Raw genomic sequence first — 16,145 nt, forward strand, 5'->3', positions numbered from 1 at the left:
TTACGAAGATGAAAATGATGCAGCCGCTTTTGATGATGTTACTGCTGGCAGGCCATGCCATGGCGCAGGGGCCTTCCGTCCATACCAGGAAATACAACGGTAAAACAGGCCTGATGTACCTGGATGGTTCCCTGAAAGCTACCGCCCCCGATGCGGGGAAAACCTTTCTGCTGATCACCGGCATCACCTTCCCGGAATGTGACGGCAAGGGCCTGCCCAAAAAAGGCTTCCGGGAAACCCTGCAAACCATAGATGACGCCACCACCCGCCAGCTGGAACTGCTGGGCATAGCCGTGAAAGCGGCCGGTTTTACCTATAACTGCAATCAACGGAGCTACTATTACCTGCGCGATACGGCGGATGTACGGACGGTGCTGGAAACCTTTTACCGGCAAAACTTCCCGCAATACGCCTGGCAGGTACACATGCGGGCGGATGCGGAGTGGGACGTGTACCAAAAGTACCTGTACCCCGTGCTGGCCGGCAACGCTCCCCTGCCGCCGCTGGAGTAATGGCGCCGCGGGGGCCCGGAACAACAGCATTGCCGGTATGGATACTCCCGCGCCAGCAGGCATGCAAGTTGCCATGGGCACAGGTACCGCCGGAATATGGAGCGCCGGAAAGCGCCGCCAGACATGCCGCTGCCAAACAGGCTATCGCTCTTTTACTTTTTTGCCAACCCGTATTTTTTCATGAAATTCGTAGCATATCCTGGACCTGGAAAGCAATCACCTAAAACCTGTCCGTTGACTGAAAACTACTATAAATGGCATTCCCCGCGCATAGGCCGCGATTTTGAAATGCTGGTGTTCGGCGAGGGCGGCTTTCCGCTCATCCTGTTCCCCACGTCCATGGGCCGTTATTACGAAAGTAAGGACCGCGGCCTCATTGAGGCGGTTGGCTGGTTTGTGCGCAACGGGCTCGTAAAGGTCTATTGTCCTGACGGGCTGGACATTCTCACCTGGTACAACAAAAACGCACATCCCGCTGAAAGGGCGCACAATCATATTTTGTACGATGAACTGATCCGGGAGGAAGTGTTGCCCCGCGCCGTGGCCGAAACGGGTTACCAGCGGGTAGCCGTGGCGGGGTGCAGCTTCGGCGGCTACCATGCCGCCAACTTCGCCTTCCGCCACCCTGAGCTGGTGGCCTACCTCTTTTCCATGAGCGGCCTCTTCGACATTCGCTCCCGTACAGACGGTCATTATGACGATAACGTGTATTTCAACAACCCGATGGATTATATGCCGGACAATGCCCACCCCGACCTTTGGCGCATGGGCATTGTATTGGGCGCGGCCGAAACAGACGTGAGCAGAGGGCAGAACGAGCAGTTTTCCGGCATTCTGCACCAGAAAAGCATACAACACTGGCTGGACGTGCGGCCCAATGCGGTACACGACTGGCCCGTATGGCGGGAAATGCTGCCGCATTATTTGTCGCTGCTGAAGCCGTGAGGCAGGCGCGGCGCGCACCACATGGCCACACCGCCGCGTGAACAGGGCGCTGCCAAAGCCGCAAAACCAGCTAACTGCAACGCAGGCGCCACCGGCGCAGCCGGAACACTGCGCGGCCACTATAACACTGACTAAACGTATTCCTTTTCACCTTCAACCATTCACCCGGATGAAAAAGATCGGAATTTTGTTCGGACAGGAAAACTCCTTCCCCCAGGCCTTCACAGACCGGGTCAACCACCTTTGCGGCCCCGGCGTTTGCGCGGAATTTGTAATGATAGACCAGGCCCTCCAGGGCCAGCCGGGAGAATATGCCGTGATCGTAGACAGGATCTCGCACGATGTGCCTTTTTACCGCGCCTGGCTCAAAAACGCCGCCCTCACCGGCACCGCCGTGATCAACAACCCCTTCTGGTGGAGCGCGGACGAAAAGTTCTTCAACAACGCCCTGGCCCTCAGCCTGGACGTGCCCGTGCCCAAAACCGCCCTGCTGCCCAGCTTTGAGCTGCCGCCAGATACCAGCGGGCGCTCCTTCCGCAACCTGCGCTACCCCATGAACTGGGATGCCATTTTCGAGTTCACCGGCTTCCCCGCTTACATGAAACCCTACGCCGGCGGCGGCTGGAAAGACGTGTACCGCGTAACGGACAAAGAAGACTTTTTTGCCAAGCACGCCCAAACCGGCCGGGAAACCATGATGTTGCAGGAAGAAATTGTGTTTGACGAATACTACCGCTGCTACTGCATTGGCGGCCAGCATGTGCATATTATGCCCTACGAGCCCCGCAACCCGCCCGCGGAGCGGTACAACGCGGGCTTCCGCCCCTCTCCGGCGCTGCTGGCGGCTATGGAGCATTCCATCCTCACCCTTAACCGGGCGCTGGGCTATGATTTTAATACGGTAGAACTGGCCGTGCGCAACGGCACCCCCTATGCCATCGACTTCTGCAACCCCGCCCCGGATGCGGACGCGGCCTCCGTTGGCCAGGAAAATTTTGAATGGGTGGTAGACACCATGGCCCGCTACGCCATAGAACGCGCGCATACCCAGCGCTTCGGGCGGGACAACCTTACCTGGGGAACATTTGTTAGCAAGGGCGCCAGAAAACGTGCGGTTCGGCCACGCAAATAGGCTACGCAGCTGCCCGCTACCTTTAGACCAAAATAAATGCGAACTTCACAGGCAACGGTAAACGGCGCGGGCAACACAGGCACCGCATCCAAACTTGTAAATAAATACGACCTTCACCGTTCAAAAACAGGAAAAAACAGGCCCTTCATAAACGATCTTGCATGAATTTCTCAGCGTTTACCCTCGGAATTGAAGAAGAATACATGGTACTGGACCCCCAGACCCGCGAGCTGCGCTCCCACGAGCAGAAAATTGTAGAGCAGGCGCAAAAAGTGATCAAAGACAAAGTAAAGGCCGAAATGCACCAGGCCGTAGTGGAAGTAGGCACCCAGATCTGCGCCAACATTGAAGAAGCACAGGCAGACGTGCTGCTGCTGCGTAAAACCATCACCCAGATCGCGGGAGACCTGGGTTTCAGTATAGGCGCCGCCGGTACCCACCCCTTCTCCAAATGGGAAAAACAGCTCATTACAGACCACCCACGCTACTTTGAGCTGGTGAACGAAATGCAGGACGCCGCCCGCTCCAACCTCATCTTCGGGCTGCATGTGCATGTAGGCATGGAAAACCGCGAAATGGCCCTGCACATTGCCAACAGCGTACGGTACTTCCTTCCCCACATCTTTGCCCTCAGCACCAACTCCCCCTTCTGGGAAGGCCGCAACACCGGCTTCAAGTCTTTCCGCACCAAGGTGTTCGACAAATTTCCCCGTACCGGCATACCGGACTATTTTGCCAGCATAGAAGAATATGACAACTACATCAAACTGCTGGTAAAAACCAATTGTATAGACAATGCCAAAAAAATATGGTGGGACCTCCGGGTGCATCCCTTCTTTGACACGGTAGAGTTCCGCATTTGCGATGTGCCCCTCACCGTACAGGAAACCATCACCCTGGCCGCCCTTTTCCAGGCGGTATGCGCCAAAATATACAAGCTGCGCATGCAAAACCTCAACTTCATTATCTACAACCGCGCGCTGGTGAACGAAAACAAATGGCGCGCCTCCCGGTACGGTATAGACGGCAACCTGATAGACTTCGGGAAAGAAATGGAAGTGAACACCCGCGCCCTTGTGTACGAGCTGCTGGACTTTGTGGACGATGTGCTGGACGACCTCGGCTCCCGCTCCGCCGCGGTAGACGGTACCCACCGCATACTGGCCGAAGGCACCGGGGCAGACAAGCAACTGAAGGTGTTTGAAGACACGGCCGACCTTGTTTCCGTAACTGATTTCATACAATCCCGGTTTCTGGCGTAATTTTGCAGTATGAAGGTAGCCGTATTAGACCTATACGAAGGCGTGCAGAACGAAGGGATGCGCTGCATCCGCGAATTGCTGATACAGTTTGCGGAAACAGAGCAGATACCGCTGCAAATGAATGAGTTTGACGTGCGCCGGCTGCAGAAGGTGCCAGACCTGTCTTACGACGTGTACATCTCCTCCGGCGGCCCCGGCAGCCCGGTAGACAGTGCGGGCAGCGCCTGGGAAGCGGCCTATTTCCAATGGCTCAACAGCGTGCTGGCCTGGAACGAAGCGCCCGGCAAACGCAAAAAATATGTGTTCCTCATCTGCCATTCCTTCCAGGTAGTATGCCGGCATTTTGAGCTGGGCCAGGTATGCCGCCGCAAATCCGCCGCTTTTGGCGTGTTTCCCGTACACAAAACGGCCGAAGGCATGGAAGAGCCGCTCTTCAACGGCCTGCCTGACCCGTTTTATATTGTAGACAGCCGCAACTGGCAGGTAGTGCAGCCCAACGAAAACAAGCTGGCCGCCATGGGCGCCAGCATACTGGCTATAGAAAAGGAACGGCCGCATGTACCGCTGGAGCGCGCCACCATGGCCATCCGGTTCAATGATTATATGATAGGTACCCAGTTTCACCCGGAGGCAGACGCACCGGGCATGCGCAAGCACCTGCTGCTGCCGGCCAAAAAACAGCGGGTCATTGCGGAGCATGGCGCCGAAAAATACAACAGCATGCTGGAACTGCTGATGGAGGCGGATAAAATACCGCTCACGCACAACACGCTGCTGCCCAACTTCCTGCAAGATGCCCTGCAGCACCAGCGGGAATATCAGTACACCTAATTCTAAATATTCTATGGTTCCCTCCATACGCCAGGCATATAACAAACAGTTTTCCACCGCACGGTACAACGCCCTGCTCCAGGGCCTCGCCGGTGAAACCGGCATTACGCCGGATTTCAGGGTGGCGGAAACGCCGGTGTTCGTACCCGCGGCCCTTCACCGGCAGCTGCTGGATGCGGGCAACGCCATCAACGCGCTCATTGCCCGGCCCGGCTTCCGGGAACTAACGGAAGCGGCTATCCCTAAACACCAGCTGGTACCGCGGGAAGATGCGCATCCCAATTTCATCATCACAGATTTTGCCGTTACCCGCAACGAGAACGGCGAGCTGGCGCCCCGCCTCATTGAGCTGCAGGGCTTTCCCAGCCTCTTCGGCTTCCAGGAGCTGCTGGCCCGCCACTACCGCCGGTATATGGACGTTCCGCCCGATATGAACAACTTTGGCAGCGGCCTGGACACGCAGGGCTACACGGCACTGCTGCGCCGCACCATCCTGGCCGGGCACGACCCCGCCTCCGTCATATTGCTGGAAGTGCTGCCCGAGCAGCAAAAAACGCTCATAGACTTTGTATGCACGGAAAAAATGCTGGGCATCCCCACCGTTTGCGTATCAGACCTGGTGCAGGACGGCAAAAAGCTCTTTTACCGCCGCAACGGCCAGCTGCTGCCCGTACGCCGCATCTATAACCGCATGATAGCGGAAGACATAGAGAAAAACCGCGCCCTGCTGGGAGATATGGTCAACTTCCAGCATGAGCTGGACGTGGAATGGGCCACCCATCCCAACTGGTATTACCGCATCAGCAAGTTCCTGCTGCCGCACATCCAGGGGCCGTTTGCCCCCAAGGCCTGGTTCCTGCATGAAATACCCGTGCTGCCGCAAGACCTCCACCACTACGTGCTCAAACCCCTGTTTTCTTTTGCGGGCCAGGGCGTTATCATAGATCCCACGCCGGAAGACGTTGACCGCATTGCCGACCCGGAAAACTGGATACTGCAACAGAAAGTAGACTACGCCCCCGTCATAGAGACCCCTACCGGCCTGGCCAAATGCGAGATCAGGCTGATGTACTGCTGGCCGGATGATGCGCCCGCGCCCATACTGGCGCATAACCTGGCCCGGTTGAGCAAGGGAAAGATGATAGGCGTGAACTTTAACCGTGATATGGACTGGGTGGGCGGCAGCAGTTGTTTCTTTGAATAAACAACCCGAAATATATGCAACGCTTAAACATCAGTTCCGGCGCCCCCTGGGAATCCAAAGTGGGCTATTCCAGGGCCGTGCGCATTGGCAATGTGGTGGAGGTTTCCGGCACCGTTTCGGTAGATGGCGAGAAAGTGATAGGCCCCGGTAACGCCTATGAACAAACGAAACACATCCTGGCCAAAATTGAGGCCGTGCTGGTAAAGGCCGGCGCTTCCCTGCACGATGTGGTGCGCACCCGCATGTATGTGACCGATATTTCCAAATGGGAAGAGATCGGCCGCGCCCATGGGGAGTTTTTCCAGGCCATCCGCCCCGCCACCACCATGGTGGAGGTGAGCCGCCTCATTGACCCGAAGCTGCTGGTGGAAATTGAGGCCACAGCCGTGGTGCCGGCGCTGAAGGGGTAACGGCGGGCACAGGAACACCGCTTGCCGGAGTTTAATACAGCCTCTTCCACCATGGGCGCCTATGCGCACAAAAAAGCCGCCCCAACCGGAGCGGCCCTTCCAATGTTTTATACGCCACGGCTTACTGGCCAAACTGCTGCTGCCAGCCCATCATGCCGCCGGTAAGGTTCTTCACGTTCTGAAAACCGTAGGTCTCCAGCAGCATGGCGGCCTGCCCGCTGCGGTTGCCGCTTTTGCAGTACACGATCACCTCTTCGTCTTTCAGGTCCTCAATTGCGTCTGTCTGCATGGCGCGGATGTCTCCGAGGGGCAGCAGAATGCCGCCGATATTAAATTCGGCGTTCTCGTGCGGTTCGCGCACGTCTACCAGGTGGAGGGCTTCGCCCTTGTCCAGCCGTTGTTTAACTTCTTCCGCAGTGATATTTTCCATGTTGCGAATATTTTTACAAAGTTAGTATTAATTATTCTGCCGGCGCAGGCTGCACAGGGGCCGCCGGCGGGGGTAGGGCCGTACTGTCTTTGACCGGTCTGGTGGCCGTTAGCCAGAGGTCCACGCTTTCTCCCGCGCGTATCAGGTTCAGCTCGCCCAGCGCATTGCGGCGGGCCGGCGTTTGTTTGAAGATGAAAGCGCCCAGAGTATCTGTGACGCCGCCGTCTATCAGCACCGTGCCCACGTTCAGGTTGCTGGCCGCCAGTATCTCACGGGCCTCAAAATAGGTGGCGCCGATCAGGTCAGGCACCGGGTTCTCCATGCTGCCCGTACCGCTGCTCAATACCAGCGTAATGTTGCTGCCCTCCGGTATTTCCTTGCCGGGTTTGATGGGCTTGCCGTTCAGCAATTGTTCCAGTACGGTATTGGTGGCAAAATCAGGCTTGTAGATCGTATCCCCTATGTTGAGCCGGCGCGCCCGCAGCGTCATTTCCGCGGAACGGTAGGTCAGGCCCTCCAGGTCAGGCATGGGCACCATAGGCGGTACTACTTTGTTGACCGTGAGGTAAATAGTGCGGTTCACTTTCACCACATCGCCGCGCTCGGGGGTTTGCTCATATATCAGCAGGGCAGGCATGGTATCTATATAGATAGAGTCCCGCACTTCCACTTCAAAACCCAGCTTTTTCAGCGCCGTGGAGGCGTCCTCGATGGTTTTGCCCCTTACGTCGGGCACGGTTACCTCTTCCCCGTGGCGGGTCAGGAAACCGAGCGAGCTGAAAAAGATGATAAATACGAGCACAACCGCGCCCAGGATGAAAAGCAGGTTAAACCCGAAGGAGCGTTTTGTGATGTTCTGGAATAGTTTCATGTATAATAATTCCTTTTAATTTTTGCTGAGGCATTCTTCAAGAAGCATGCCGTAAAACGCCTGCAGGGTTAAACCGGCCGCGCGCACCTGCTGGGGCACCAGGCTGCTCTCGCTCTGGCCCGGCATGGTGTTCACTTCCAGGAAATACACCTGGCCCGTGCCCTCTTCCAGTATAAAGTCTGCCCGCACAATGCCCCGGCAGTTGAGCCGTACGTACAGCTCCTGCCCGGCGGCGCGTATCTGCGCGGCGGCAGCTTCGGGTATCTCCGCCGGGGTTACCTCGTTGGTAATGCCCGGGGTATATTTGGCCTCATAGTCAAAAAACTCCTTGGTGCTGCGGATCTCCGTGAGCGGCAGCACGTTCAGTTTACCCCCGGCGTAAAACATGCCGCAGGTCACTTCCGTGCCTTTGATGAACTCTTCTATGAGTATCTGGTTATCTTCCTTAAACGCCTTTTCAATGGCCGGCTGCAGCTCTTCCGGCTTGTTCACCTTGCTCATGCCGATGCTGCTGCCCCCTTCCGCCGGTTTCACAAATACCGGCAGGCGCAGCTGCTGCAGGATGTCTTTAACATCGTAGGGCTTGTCCCGGAAGATATGCGCGGAACGGCTCACGTTCACCACGTTAAGGGCGGCCACCACCTTGTTGCAATAGCTTTTGTTGAAGGTAAGCGCGGAGGTGACCATGCCGCAGCTGGTATAGGGGATGCCCAGCATTTCAAAATAGCCCTGCAGGCGCCCGTCTTCTCCCGGCGTACCGTGAATACCGATAAAAACGGCGTTGAACGTTACCTTTTTGCCGTCCAGGAGCAGGCTGAAGTCGTTTTTATCTACTTCATGTACCCCGCCGTCCGGCGCGGTATACTGCCAGTTTTCCCTGGTAATGACGATCTTGTACACGTTGTACAGGGCAGGGTCGATGTTTTTTTCGATCACGGCGGCACTTTGCACCGAGATCACGTACTCGCCGGAATAACCGCCGGCTACCAGGGCAATGTTTTTCTTCATAAGGGTTTATAAAATGACCGGAAAAGTAAAAAATTAAAAAGGAAGAGCCAACAATTGCCGGCCCTTCCTTTTCACTTATAGCAATTTTTAACTTTTTATGAGGATTACAGGTGCAGCTTGGCTTTCTTGGCCATCAGCTCGTCTACCGTTTCCTGGTACATTTCGTCAGGCACGCAGCAATCTACCGGGCATACGGCCGCACATTGCGGTTCTTCATGAAAACCCTGGCATTCCGTGCATTTATTCGGTACAATATAATAAGTATCCACAGCTATGGGCGCGTTCCGCTGGTCAGCGTCCAGTTCAGAGCCGTCCATCAGGGTATAGGAGCCTTTTACGGTTGTCCCGTCCGCCATTGCCCATTCCACACCGCCTTCATAAATGGCATTGTTCGGGCATTCCGGTTCACACGCGCCGCAGTTAATACATTCGTCTGTTATCTTAATTGCCATGTTGTAAACTTTTTGTTTAGGATGTAAGCCATTAATTTTGCTTCAAAAATAGAATATCTTCAATTTAAATACTCAAATAATTTTCGGGAGCATTCTGAATGTGAAAATGGGCCGGGAAAAGACAAACATCATGCAAACAGACATATCACAGAAAATAGCCGTACTGGAGCGCCTGGGCGCTTACCTGGGCGGCGGGGGCACGGAAGAAGAGCGAGAAAGCCTGGAAACGGTCAAACAACTGGCGTACCAGCATAACGGCTGGTTCACGCCCGGGTTCATCAACCTGGCCATCCACAACATCCGCACGTACTTTCTCAGCCGCCCCGCGCTGGAGCAGTGGCTGGCGCAATACCCCGGCTTCGGGCAGCCGGCCGCTCCCAAAAAAGTGGGCATTGTGGCCGCCGGCAATATTCCGCTGGTAGGCTTTCACGACTGGCTGACGGGTTTTCTCAGCGGCCATGCCATCCGGATCAAACTTTCCTCGAAAGACAATATACTGCTGCCCCACCTGCTGCAAAAAGTGGCGGAATGGGCGCCGGAGGCGGCGGAGATCACCAGCGTGCAGGAAATACTGAAAGACTGTGATGCCTATATTGCCACCGGCAGCAACAATTCCGCCCGGTATTTTTCCTATTACTTCGCCAAATACCCCCACATCATCCGCCGCAACCGTACCTCCGCCGCCGTGCTCACCGGCAGCGAAACGCCGCAGCAGCTGGAGGCGCTGGCAGATGATGTGATGCTTTACTTCGGGCTGGGCTGCCGCAACGTTACCAAGGTATACGTGCCGGAAGGGTATGATTTTGCGCCGCTGCTACAAGCGCTGGAAAAATACGACTACCTGGCAGAGCACCACAAGTACAAGAACAATTACGATTACAACCTGGCCCTTTACCTCCTCAACTCCTCCCCCTATCTTACCAACAACAGCCTGCTGCTGCACGAGAGCGAATCCCTGTTCTCCCCGCTCAGCGTGCTGCATTACGGTTTCTACCGCCACCGCGGCGAGCTGGAGGAGCAGCTGAAGGCCAACCCTTACCTGCAATGCCTTGTGGCCGCAGACGCCATCCCTTTCGGGCAGGCGCAGCGGCCTTCGCTGACAGATTATGCGGACGGGGCAGATACGGCGGCGTTCTTCGCTTCGCTTTAACACGAGGCGGTTGCCTTGATACCCCGCCGGGTGCCACCAGCTTGCTCCCCGCTTTAACAGGAGGCGGTTGCCTTGATGCCCCGCCGGGTGCCACCAGCTTGCGGCCCGCTTTAACAAAATGTCATTCCTCTTTGTTATCTTGACAGGCACCGCCAATACTTTTGGCAGTGCCTGTACCGTTTATATAAGGGCCATTTAAGGCGGCTTTAACGATTGGTATAAAAATCTGTTAAATACTTCGATGTTATAACTTCTAATCCCGTTTCACGGTTAAATTTGTAAGTAACAGGCATACAAATTGATCTGGAACACCCGGATAAATTTTTACCCGATAACCTTTAAAACCATCACAAATATGAAATTCAGGCAAGTTGCGGCCACTGTTCTGATCAGCGCGGCCACCGCCTTCGGGAGCATATTTGTTTACAGCAAATATTTTCAGCCCCAACACAGGCAGGAGGGCACGTTCCAGAATGGTTCCATGACAGTACCGGTGAACTACACCAGTTACATGCCGGGCACCGCGGGTAACAGCAACCTGACCCCGCCTACAGACTTTACGGAAGCCGCCAAAATAGGCACGCCGGGGGTGGTGCATATAAAAACAAAGATCAACCCGAAGCAGTTGCCCAGCAACATCCAGAAAAGAAGGAGCCTGCTGGAAGAATTTTTCGGGGACCAGTTTGAGGACGAAGGAAGCCGCCGCCGGTATTATTCTCCCGGCCAGATGGCCTCCGGCTCGGGCGTGCTGATCTCTGACGACGGGTTTATTGTGACCAATAACCACGTGGTAGACGATGCAGACGAAATTTCCGTGACCCTCAGCAGCAACAGAAGCTATACGGCCAAAGTGATCGGTACCGATCCGAACACAGACCTGGCCGTGATCAAGATAGACGCCAAAGGCCTGCCGTACCTGCTGTACGGTAACTCAGACGATGTACAGGTAGGCCAGTGGGTGCTGGCGGTAGGTTATCCCCTGAACCTGGAAACCACCGTTACCGCCGGTATTGTGAGCGCCAAAAGCCGCGCCATCGGCATCAACACCCGCAACCGCCGCTCCGCCATAGAGTCTTTTATACAGACAGACGCGGCGGTGAACCAGGGCAACAGCGGAGGCGCGCTGATCAATACAGCGGGCGAGCTGATAGGCATCAACTCCGCCATTGCCTCCCCCACGGGCGCATACGCAGGTTATTCCTACGCCATCCCCGTGAACCTGGTGAAAAAGATCGTGAACGACCTCATGAAGTTCGGCAACGTACAACGCGCCTACCTGGGCATTGAGTACATGAACCCGAACGTGATGTCTGACCAGGAACTGAAAGACGCCGGCATGACGAGAGACATGGCAGGCATCAAGGTGATGAACGTGCCTACCACCGGCGCAGCCGCCGCGGCAGGCATCAGGGAAGGAGATATTATTACAAAGATAAACGGTGTGAGAACCTCCTCAATTCCGGAATTGATGGAGCAGATCGGCCGGTACAAACCAGGTGATAAAGTGAGCGTGAACTATTTACGCAACAACAAAGAGTACACGGCCAACGCAATTCTGAAGAACCTCGACGGGAATACGGACATTGTAAAGCCAAGTGTACTCGACTACCTGGGGGCCGAGTTTTCAACACTCAATACGAAGTACGCAAAAGAAATGGGGATAGAAGGCGGCGTCATTGTCACCAATATCAACAGCGGGCTGATCAAGAAACAGACCAACATGCGGCCGTATTTTGTGATACTGAAAGCCGGCGCTACCAAAGTGACCAACGTAGACGTGCTGAAAAAGGCCCTTGAAGGAAAAGACAAGGTACGGCTGGAAGGTTTCAACGCCAATGACCAGTACGGTAATATCCTGTATTACGACCTGGACCTCAGCAGCGCCCATACCAGCGTTGACTTTTAACATGTGTTTTCATATAGGTTTTATAGGTTAGGATTGAAGGCCGCCCGCTTCTCGGGTGGCCTTCCTGTTTTAACACCGGCATATATTGAAAAAGCCCTCCTGGCGGAGGGCTTTTTTTATGGCCATTACAGTAAAAGGCTTACAGGAATGACCATATATCCTATGAAAACCCTACTCTAATGTAGGATTATAACCGGTATTGCAATTTGTCATTTGGTGAACGCAGGAAAATAGTCCGTTAACGGTAATAAAAGATAGGTGAAAATAAAACGGGCGCCCCGGGCGGGCACGAAAGGCAAGTAACTAAAGGTTGATCACACCCTTGAGCTGGGTGAAAAACTCGTCTTTTTTGCGGGACGAAATAGGGATGTTCTTCTGGTCGCTCATGATCACGGCGGTACCTAATCCCTTGATGATCTTTACAATGTGGTGGATGTTGATCAGGAACGATTTGTGTACGCGGTAAAAGCCCTTGTCAGACAGCATTTCCTCGTACTCCTTGAGGGATTTGGAAATGAGGTGGGATACATTATTGATCAACTGTATTTTGGTATAACTGTCAAACGCTTCGCAGTAGATAATATCTTTCAGGTCAATTACATTATACCCGTCGTTCACCGGTATTACGATCTTGGAGAACGCATTATCATTATTTTTTACATAATCCTTCAGGATGGAGGCCAGTTCGTTGAGGCGGCCTTTTTTACTGCGCTTCACTTTCTCCAATGCATCTTCCACCTCGCTCACCTTGATAGGTTTGAGCAGGTAGTCTAACGCCGCAAATTTTATGGCCTGAAGCGCATATTCCTGAAACGCTGTAATGAAAATTACTTCAAAGTTAAGGACAGGGAACATTTCCAGTAACTGAAAACCGTTATGTGGGGGCATCTCAATATCCAGAAACAATACATCAATAGGGTTATTCTTGATCATTTCAGCGGCCTCATGGATATTTTGCGCTTCTCCTATCACTTTTACATCCTTGCAGTAATTCTCCAGTATGTTTCGCAGGATATGAATGTTGCGGACCTCGTCGTCTACAATGGCAGCTTTTATATTACTCATAACATCTTTACAATCGGGATCAGGATTTCAACCAAGGTTCCTTCCTTGTTGCCGAATCCAGACTTAAATTTATCAATAATTTCCAACTTTCCAACGCTTCCATTAAAAGATTTGATAATCTGGAGCCTTTCCTTAATAACACTAAGGGCCGTTGATTCGTGCTTGGCCAGCTTCCCGCTCTTGATGTTGTTGGCATGTTCCCAGCCTATTCCGTCATCATCTACCGCGCAGTACAGCAGGTCCCCATGCATTTCCAGCCGCACCAGCAGGTGCCCGCTGCCGTTTTTGGGCGCCAGGCCGTGTTTCACCGCATTTTCAAGAATGGGCTGTATGAGCATGGGGGGAATGTAAACGGTATATTCTTTCAATTCCGTACTCAGATCGAACTTGTATACGAAAGAATTGGCAAAACGTATCTTTTCCAGCTCCAGGTACCGCGTCAGGAAAGCGATCTCGTCTTCCAGCGAAATATATGACTTCCGGGAGTTGTTCAGCATCTGCCGCATCAGGGTGGCAAAGTCCGCCAGGAAGTTGAGGGCCTGCTTTTCCTCCTTTTCCAGTATCAGGTGCTGTACGGAGTTGAGGGAGTTGAAAATGAAATGCGGGTTCATCTGGTTGGTGAGGGCCTTGGCCTCCAGCTCAGCAATACGGCGGTTATATTCCGTTTTCCGTTTTTCCCCGCCCTTGATACGGCCTACTATATACCTGAGTATCAACAATATAGCCAGTAGCCCCAGCAATACCAGGATGCCACGCGCCCACCACTCCTGGTACCATTGCGGCAAGATGGAAATGCGCAGGGATACGGGGGCGCTCCAGCCACTTTTGTACTTGCGTGCCCTGAACAGCAGGGTATAGTCTCCCGGCAGCAGGCGGGGGTACGGCACTATGTTGCTCATGGTGGTTACCCAGCCGGAGGTAGTGTCTCCCGAAAAATTGTACTGGTACTCCACCAGTTCCGGCAGGTCAAAGGCAATGGCGCCAAACTCCACCTCCAGCGCGCCCCGGCGCTGGTAAAGATGGGAAAAGTACGATTTGGGCGGGAACGTGCTGTCTGCGTAGCGGATGGCGTTGAGGTATACCGTGGGCGGCACGGTATCTACGGGGATGTGGTCCCCGGAAAAATAACAGAGGCCGTTGGAGGTGGCTACGTACAGGGTATCCCCGTAATGGCAGAGGCCCCGGATGTCGTCACTCATCAGCCCGTCATTAGAGGTGATGTTGCGTACCAGCACTTTTTCCCGGGCGTCTATAACAGACATGCCCCGGTTAGTGGCTACATACAGCCGGTCTTTGCCGTCGTAGTACAACTGCTGGCAGATATCGCTCACCAGGTTGTCGGTGGTGCGGAAATGCCGCACTACCTGGTTGTCTTTCAATACAAGAATGCCCTCATCGCTGGTGCCTACCCACAGGTAGCCGTTGATCCACTGCAGGTCTTTGATGCTCAGGCCCAGCCGTGGGTCTCCCAAAACCGGCTCGGGCGGCCCCCCGTCTTTGCTGAAATACAGTCCACCGCCGGTACCCAGGTAATACGCCGAGTCCCCGATGCAGGATACGGAAGACACCAGGGTTTCCAGGCCGCTGAGGTCTGTTACGTTCTTCCCTTCCAGCCCGTTGAGCAGCCGGTTGCGGCTCACCACCAGCACCTTGCCCGAAGGGGTAATGTCCATGTCTTTGATACCGCGCATGGTGTAGAGCAGGCGCAGCCGGCGGGTGCCGGGAACATATTCGTAAACGCCGTTTTCTGTGCCGATCACTACCTCTTCCCCTTTGGGCAGCGGCAAAATGCCGAACACGCTGTTGCGGCCAATGGTGGAATCCATCGAAAGGCGGGAGATAGCGCCGTTGCGGTCCATGGTATTGAGCATACCGGCGTTTTCCCCGATGTAGAGCAGGCCGTTGCGCCGGTCTTTGAACACGCTGTACACGGAGTGGGAATAGAGGCCGTTGGTATTGTCCAGGTAGCCGAAATAAAAATGCTTGAACGGGATGTGGTATACCCCGTCACCGTAGGTGGTGATCCAGATATTGCCGTCCCGGTCGTTCAGGATGCCCGTAATGTAGTGGTTATCAAGCAATTTACTAACTTTCCGCTCTCCTTTGAAATAGTCACGGATGTAATAGAGGGCACGCTGGGTGCCTATCCAGAGGTTGTTACGGTCTGTGCAGATGCTGCTCATTTCCTCATGGATGCCCCATTCCGCGCCCTTGAGAAAGGGAATGACCTCTCCGGAGGTATAGGAATAAGCCACGTTCTCACTGAGCAGTATGGGATATTTGCGGATACGGTCCGCAAACTCCGGGTCAGAGACCGGGTAGGGCGGCGTGAGGAAGATCTTCTGGTTACGGTTATTGCTGTCTTTGATGCCCTGCAGGTTAAAATACCGCTGCAGGGGCCTGAAGATGCTGTCTTTACTCAGCAGCCAGAGCACATCGGCCTGTTTGGCGCCCAGCTTGTCATAAATGAGCTGGCGGCTGTTATACTGTACAATGCGGCCGGCGGTGTTGAGGAACCATACGGCGCGCGCCCTGTCTTCAAAGGCGTACTGCATGTAATGGCTGCGGCTGTTGAACCGCAGGCTGGTATCATTGTCTTCGTTATGCAGCGTATGCCGGTAGTAGAAGGAAGGTTTGCCGTTGTTGGTGAAGAACCACACCCTGCCGCGGGAGTCTGCGGCCAGCTTGATCACGTCATTGTCTGTAAGGCCGTCTTTTTTGGTGTAGTTGCGGAAGCGCCGGCCGTCAAACTTGCTCACGCCGGTGGGAGTGGCAAACCAGATGAAGCCTTCCGGGTCTTGCACGGCGCCGTATACGGTAGCGTTGGCAAGCCCATCCTTTACATTATAATTGCGGATCACCAGGCCTTGCGCGCGCACGGTACCGTACGCTCCAAGGCCCAGGAGCAGGAATATTATGTAACGGATGGCTCGCATCAACGGTGCATGTCTGTAGTTATGCTTTAAA

General features: G+C 54.4%; 15 protein-coding genes. 9 read left to right on the top strand and 6 right to left on the bottom strand.

Annotated elements, in window-relative coordinates; translation table 11 throughout:
• Positions 1–8 precede the first annotated feature (8 nt).
• From D3A97_RS18095 to D3A97_RS18125, 7 genes are all read left to right on the top strand, one after another.
• Positions 9–512 carry a DUF695 domain-containing protein gene (locus D3A97_RS18095; protein ID WP_119079928.1) on the top strand — a complete coding sequence of 168 codons (504 nt, stop codon included), beginning with the start codon at positions 9–11 and terminating at the stop codon, positions 510–512.
• A gap of 234 nt (positions 513–746) precedes the next feature.
• Positions 747–1,457, top strand: a complete 711-nt coding sequence (locus D3A97_RS18100; RefSeq protein WP_119080170.1) for an esterase family protein — start codon at positions 747–749, stop codon at positions 1,455–1,457.
• A 169-nt stretch (positions 1,458–1,626) separates the two neighbouring features.
• On the top strand, positions 1,627–2,589 hold the full coding sequence (locus D3A97_RS18105; RefSeq protein ID WP_119079929.1) for an ATP-grasp domain-containing protein: 963 nt from the start codon (positions 1,627–1,629) through the stop codon (positions 2,587–2,589).
• 161 nt (positions 2,590–2,750) lie between these two features.
• A complete protein-coding gene (locus tag D3A97_RS18110; protein WP_119079930.1) occupies positions 2,751–3,851 on the top strand; it encodes a carboxylate-amine ligase in 1,101 nt (366 codons plus the stop codon).
• Positions 3,852–3,860: 9 nt separating this feature from the next.
• Positions 3,861–4,682 carry a type 1 glutamine amidotransferase gene (locus tag D3A97_RS18115; protein ID WP_119079931.1) on the top strand — a complete coding sequence of 274 codons (822 nt, stop codon included), beginning with the start codon at positions 3,861–3,863 and terminating at the stop codon, positions 4,680–4,682.
• Positions 4,683–4,695: 13 nt separating this feature from the next.
• Positions 4,696–5,886 carry a hypothetical protein gene (locus tag D3A97_RS18120; RefSeq protein ID WP_119079932.1) on the top strand — a complete coding sequence of 397 codons (1,191 nt, stop codon included), beginning with the start codon at positions 4,696–4,698 and terminating at the stop codon, positions 5,884–5,886.
• A gap of 14 nt (positions 5,887–5,900) precedes the next feature.
• Positions 5,901–6,296: a RidA family protein gene (locus D3A97_RS18125; protein WP_119079933.1), complete on the top strand. Its 396-nt coding sequence runs from the start codon at positions 5,901–5,903 to the stop codon at positions 6,294–6,296.
• Positions 6,297–6,417: 121 nt separating this feature from the next.
• On the opposite strand, the gene D3A97_RS18130 is transcribed toward D3A97_RS18125, so the two are convergent.
• The 4 genes from D3A97_RS18130 to D3A97_RS18145 form a co-directional block, all read right to left on the bottom strand.
• Positions 6,418–6,726: a rhodanese-like domain-containing protein gene (locus tag D3A97_RS18130; RefSeq protein ID WP_119079934.1), complete on the bottom strand. Its 309-nt coding sequence runs from the start codon at positions 6,724–6,726 to the stop codon at positions 6,418–6,420.
• A 31-nt stretch (positions 6,727–6,757) separates the two neighbouring features.
• Complete coding sequence (locus D3A97_RS18135; protein WP_119079935.1) at positions 6,758–7,597, bottom strand: PASTA domain-containing protein; 840 nt, start codon at positions 7,595–7,597, stop codon at positions 6,758–6,760.
• 15 nt (positions 7,598–7,612) lie between these two features.
• Positions 7,613–8,605, bottom strand: coding sequence for a D-alanine--D-alanine ligase (locus D3A97_RS18140; protein ID WP_119079936.1), 993 nt, complete (start codon positions 8,603–8,605; stop codon positions 7,613–7,615).
• Positions 8,606–8,709: 104 nt separating this feature from the next.
• Positions 8,710–9,057 (bottom strand): 4Fe-4S dicluster domain-containing protein, encoded by a 348-nt coding sequence (locus D3A97_RS18145; protein ID WP_119079937.1) that lies wholly within the window; start codon positions 9,055–9,057, stop codon positions 8,710–8,712.
• Between the two features lie 130 nt (positions 9,058–9,187).
• Here D3A97_RS18145 and D3A97_RS18150 point away from each other — a divergent pair, with 130 nt between their 5' ends.
• Positions 9,188–10,207 carry an acyl-CoA reductase gene (locus D3A97_RS18150; RefSeq protein WP_119080171.1) on the top strand — a complete coding sequence of 340 codons (1,020 nt, stop codon included), beginning with the start codon at positions 9,188–9,190 and terminating at the stop codon, positions 10,205–10,207.
• 355 nt (positions 10,208–10,562) lie between these two features.
• Positions 10,563–12,113, top strand: coding sequence for a trypsin-like peptidase domain-containing protein (locus tag D3A97_RS18155; RefSeq protein ID WP_119080172.1), 1,551 nt, complete (start codon positions 10,563–10,565; stop codon positions 12,111–12,113).
• A gap of 303 nt (positions 12,114–12,416) precedes the next feature.
• On the opposite strand, the gene D3A97_RS18160 is transcribed toward D3A97_RS18155, so the two are convergent.
• Both D3A97_RS18160 and D3A97_RS18165 read right to left on the bottom strand, forming a co-directional pair.
• Positions 12,417–13,178: a LytR/AlgR family response regulator transcription factor gene (locus D3A97_RS18160; protein WP_119079938.1), complete on the bottom strand. Its 762-nt coding sequence runs from the start codon at positions 13,176–13,178 to the stop codon at positions 12,417–12,419.
• The gene (locus D3A97_RS18165; RefSeq protein WP_119079939.1) at positions 13,175–16,114 is read right to left on the bottom strand and encodes a sensor histidine kinase; all 2,940 of its coding nucleotides are present in this window, start codon (positions 16,112–16,114) and stop codon (positions 13,175–13,177) included. The genes D3A97_RS18160 and D3A97_RS18165 overlap by 4 nt, the downstream gene beginning before the upstream one ends.
• Positions 16,115–16,145: the final 31 nt, after the last annotated feature.

Source organism: Chitinophaga alhagiae (assembly GCF_003568665.1).
Lineage (GTDB): Bacteria > Bacteroidota > Bacteroidia > Chitinophagales > Chitinophagaceae > Chitinophaga > Chitinophaga alhagiae.

Coding starts and splice junctions, on each gene's coding strand:
- D3A97_RS18140 (WP_119079936.1), bottom strand. CDS start 8,605: ATGAAGAAAAACATTGCCCTGGTAGCCGGCGGTTATTCCGGCGAGTAC.
- D3A97_RS18160 (WP_119079938.1), bottom strand. CDS start 13,178: ATGAGTAATATAAAAGCTGCCATTGTAGACGACGAGGTCCGCAACATT.
- D3A97_RS18110 (WP_119079930.1), top strand. CDS start 2,751: ATGAATTTCTCAGCGTTTACCCTCGGAATTGAAGAAGAATACATGGTA.
- D3A97_RS18150 (WP_119080171.1), top strand. CDS start 9,188: ATGCAAACAGACATATCACAGAAAATAGCCGTACTGGAGCGCCTGGGC.
- D3A97_RS18095 (WP_119079928.1), top strand. CDS start 9: ATGAAAATGATGCAGCCGCTTTTGATGATGTTACTGCTGGCAGGCCAT.
- D3A97_RS18130 (WP_119079934.1), bottom strand. CDS start 6,726: ATGGAAAATATCACTGCGGAAGAAGTTAAACAACGGCTGGACAAGGGC.
- D3A97_RS18155 (WP_119080172.1), top strand. CDS start 10,563: ATGAAATTCAGGCAAGTTGCGGCCACTGTTCTGATCAGCGCGGCCACC.
- D3A97_RS18105 (WP_119079929.1), top strand. CDS start 1,627: ATGAAAAAGATCGGAATTTTGTTCGGACAGGAAAACTCCTTCCCCCAG.
- D3A97_RS18125 (WP_119079933.1), top strand. CDS start 5,901: ATGCAACGCTTAAACATCAGTTCCGGCGCCCCCTGGGAATCCAAAGTG.
- D3A97_RS18135 (WP_119079935.1), bottom strand. CDS start 7,597: ATGAAACTATTCCAGAACATCACAAAACGCTCCTTCGGGTTTAACCTG.
- D3A97_RS18115 (WP_119079931.1), top strand. CDS start 3,861: ATGAAGGTAGCCGTATTAGACCTATACGAAGGCGTGCAGAACGAAGGG.
- D3A97_RS18120 (WP_119079932.1), top strand. CDS start 4,696: ATGGTTCCCTCCATACGCCAGGCATATAACAAACAGTTTTCCACCGCA.
- D3A97_RS18145 (WP_119079937.1), bottom strand. CDS start 9,057: ATGGCAATTAAGATAACAGACGAATGTATTAACTGCGGCGCGTGTGAA.
- D3A97_RS18165 (WP_119079939.1), bottom strand. CDS start 16,114: ATGCGAGCCATCCGTTACATAATATTCCTGCTCCTGGGCCTTGGAGCG.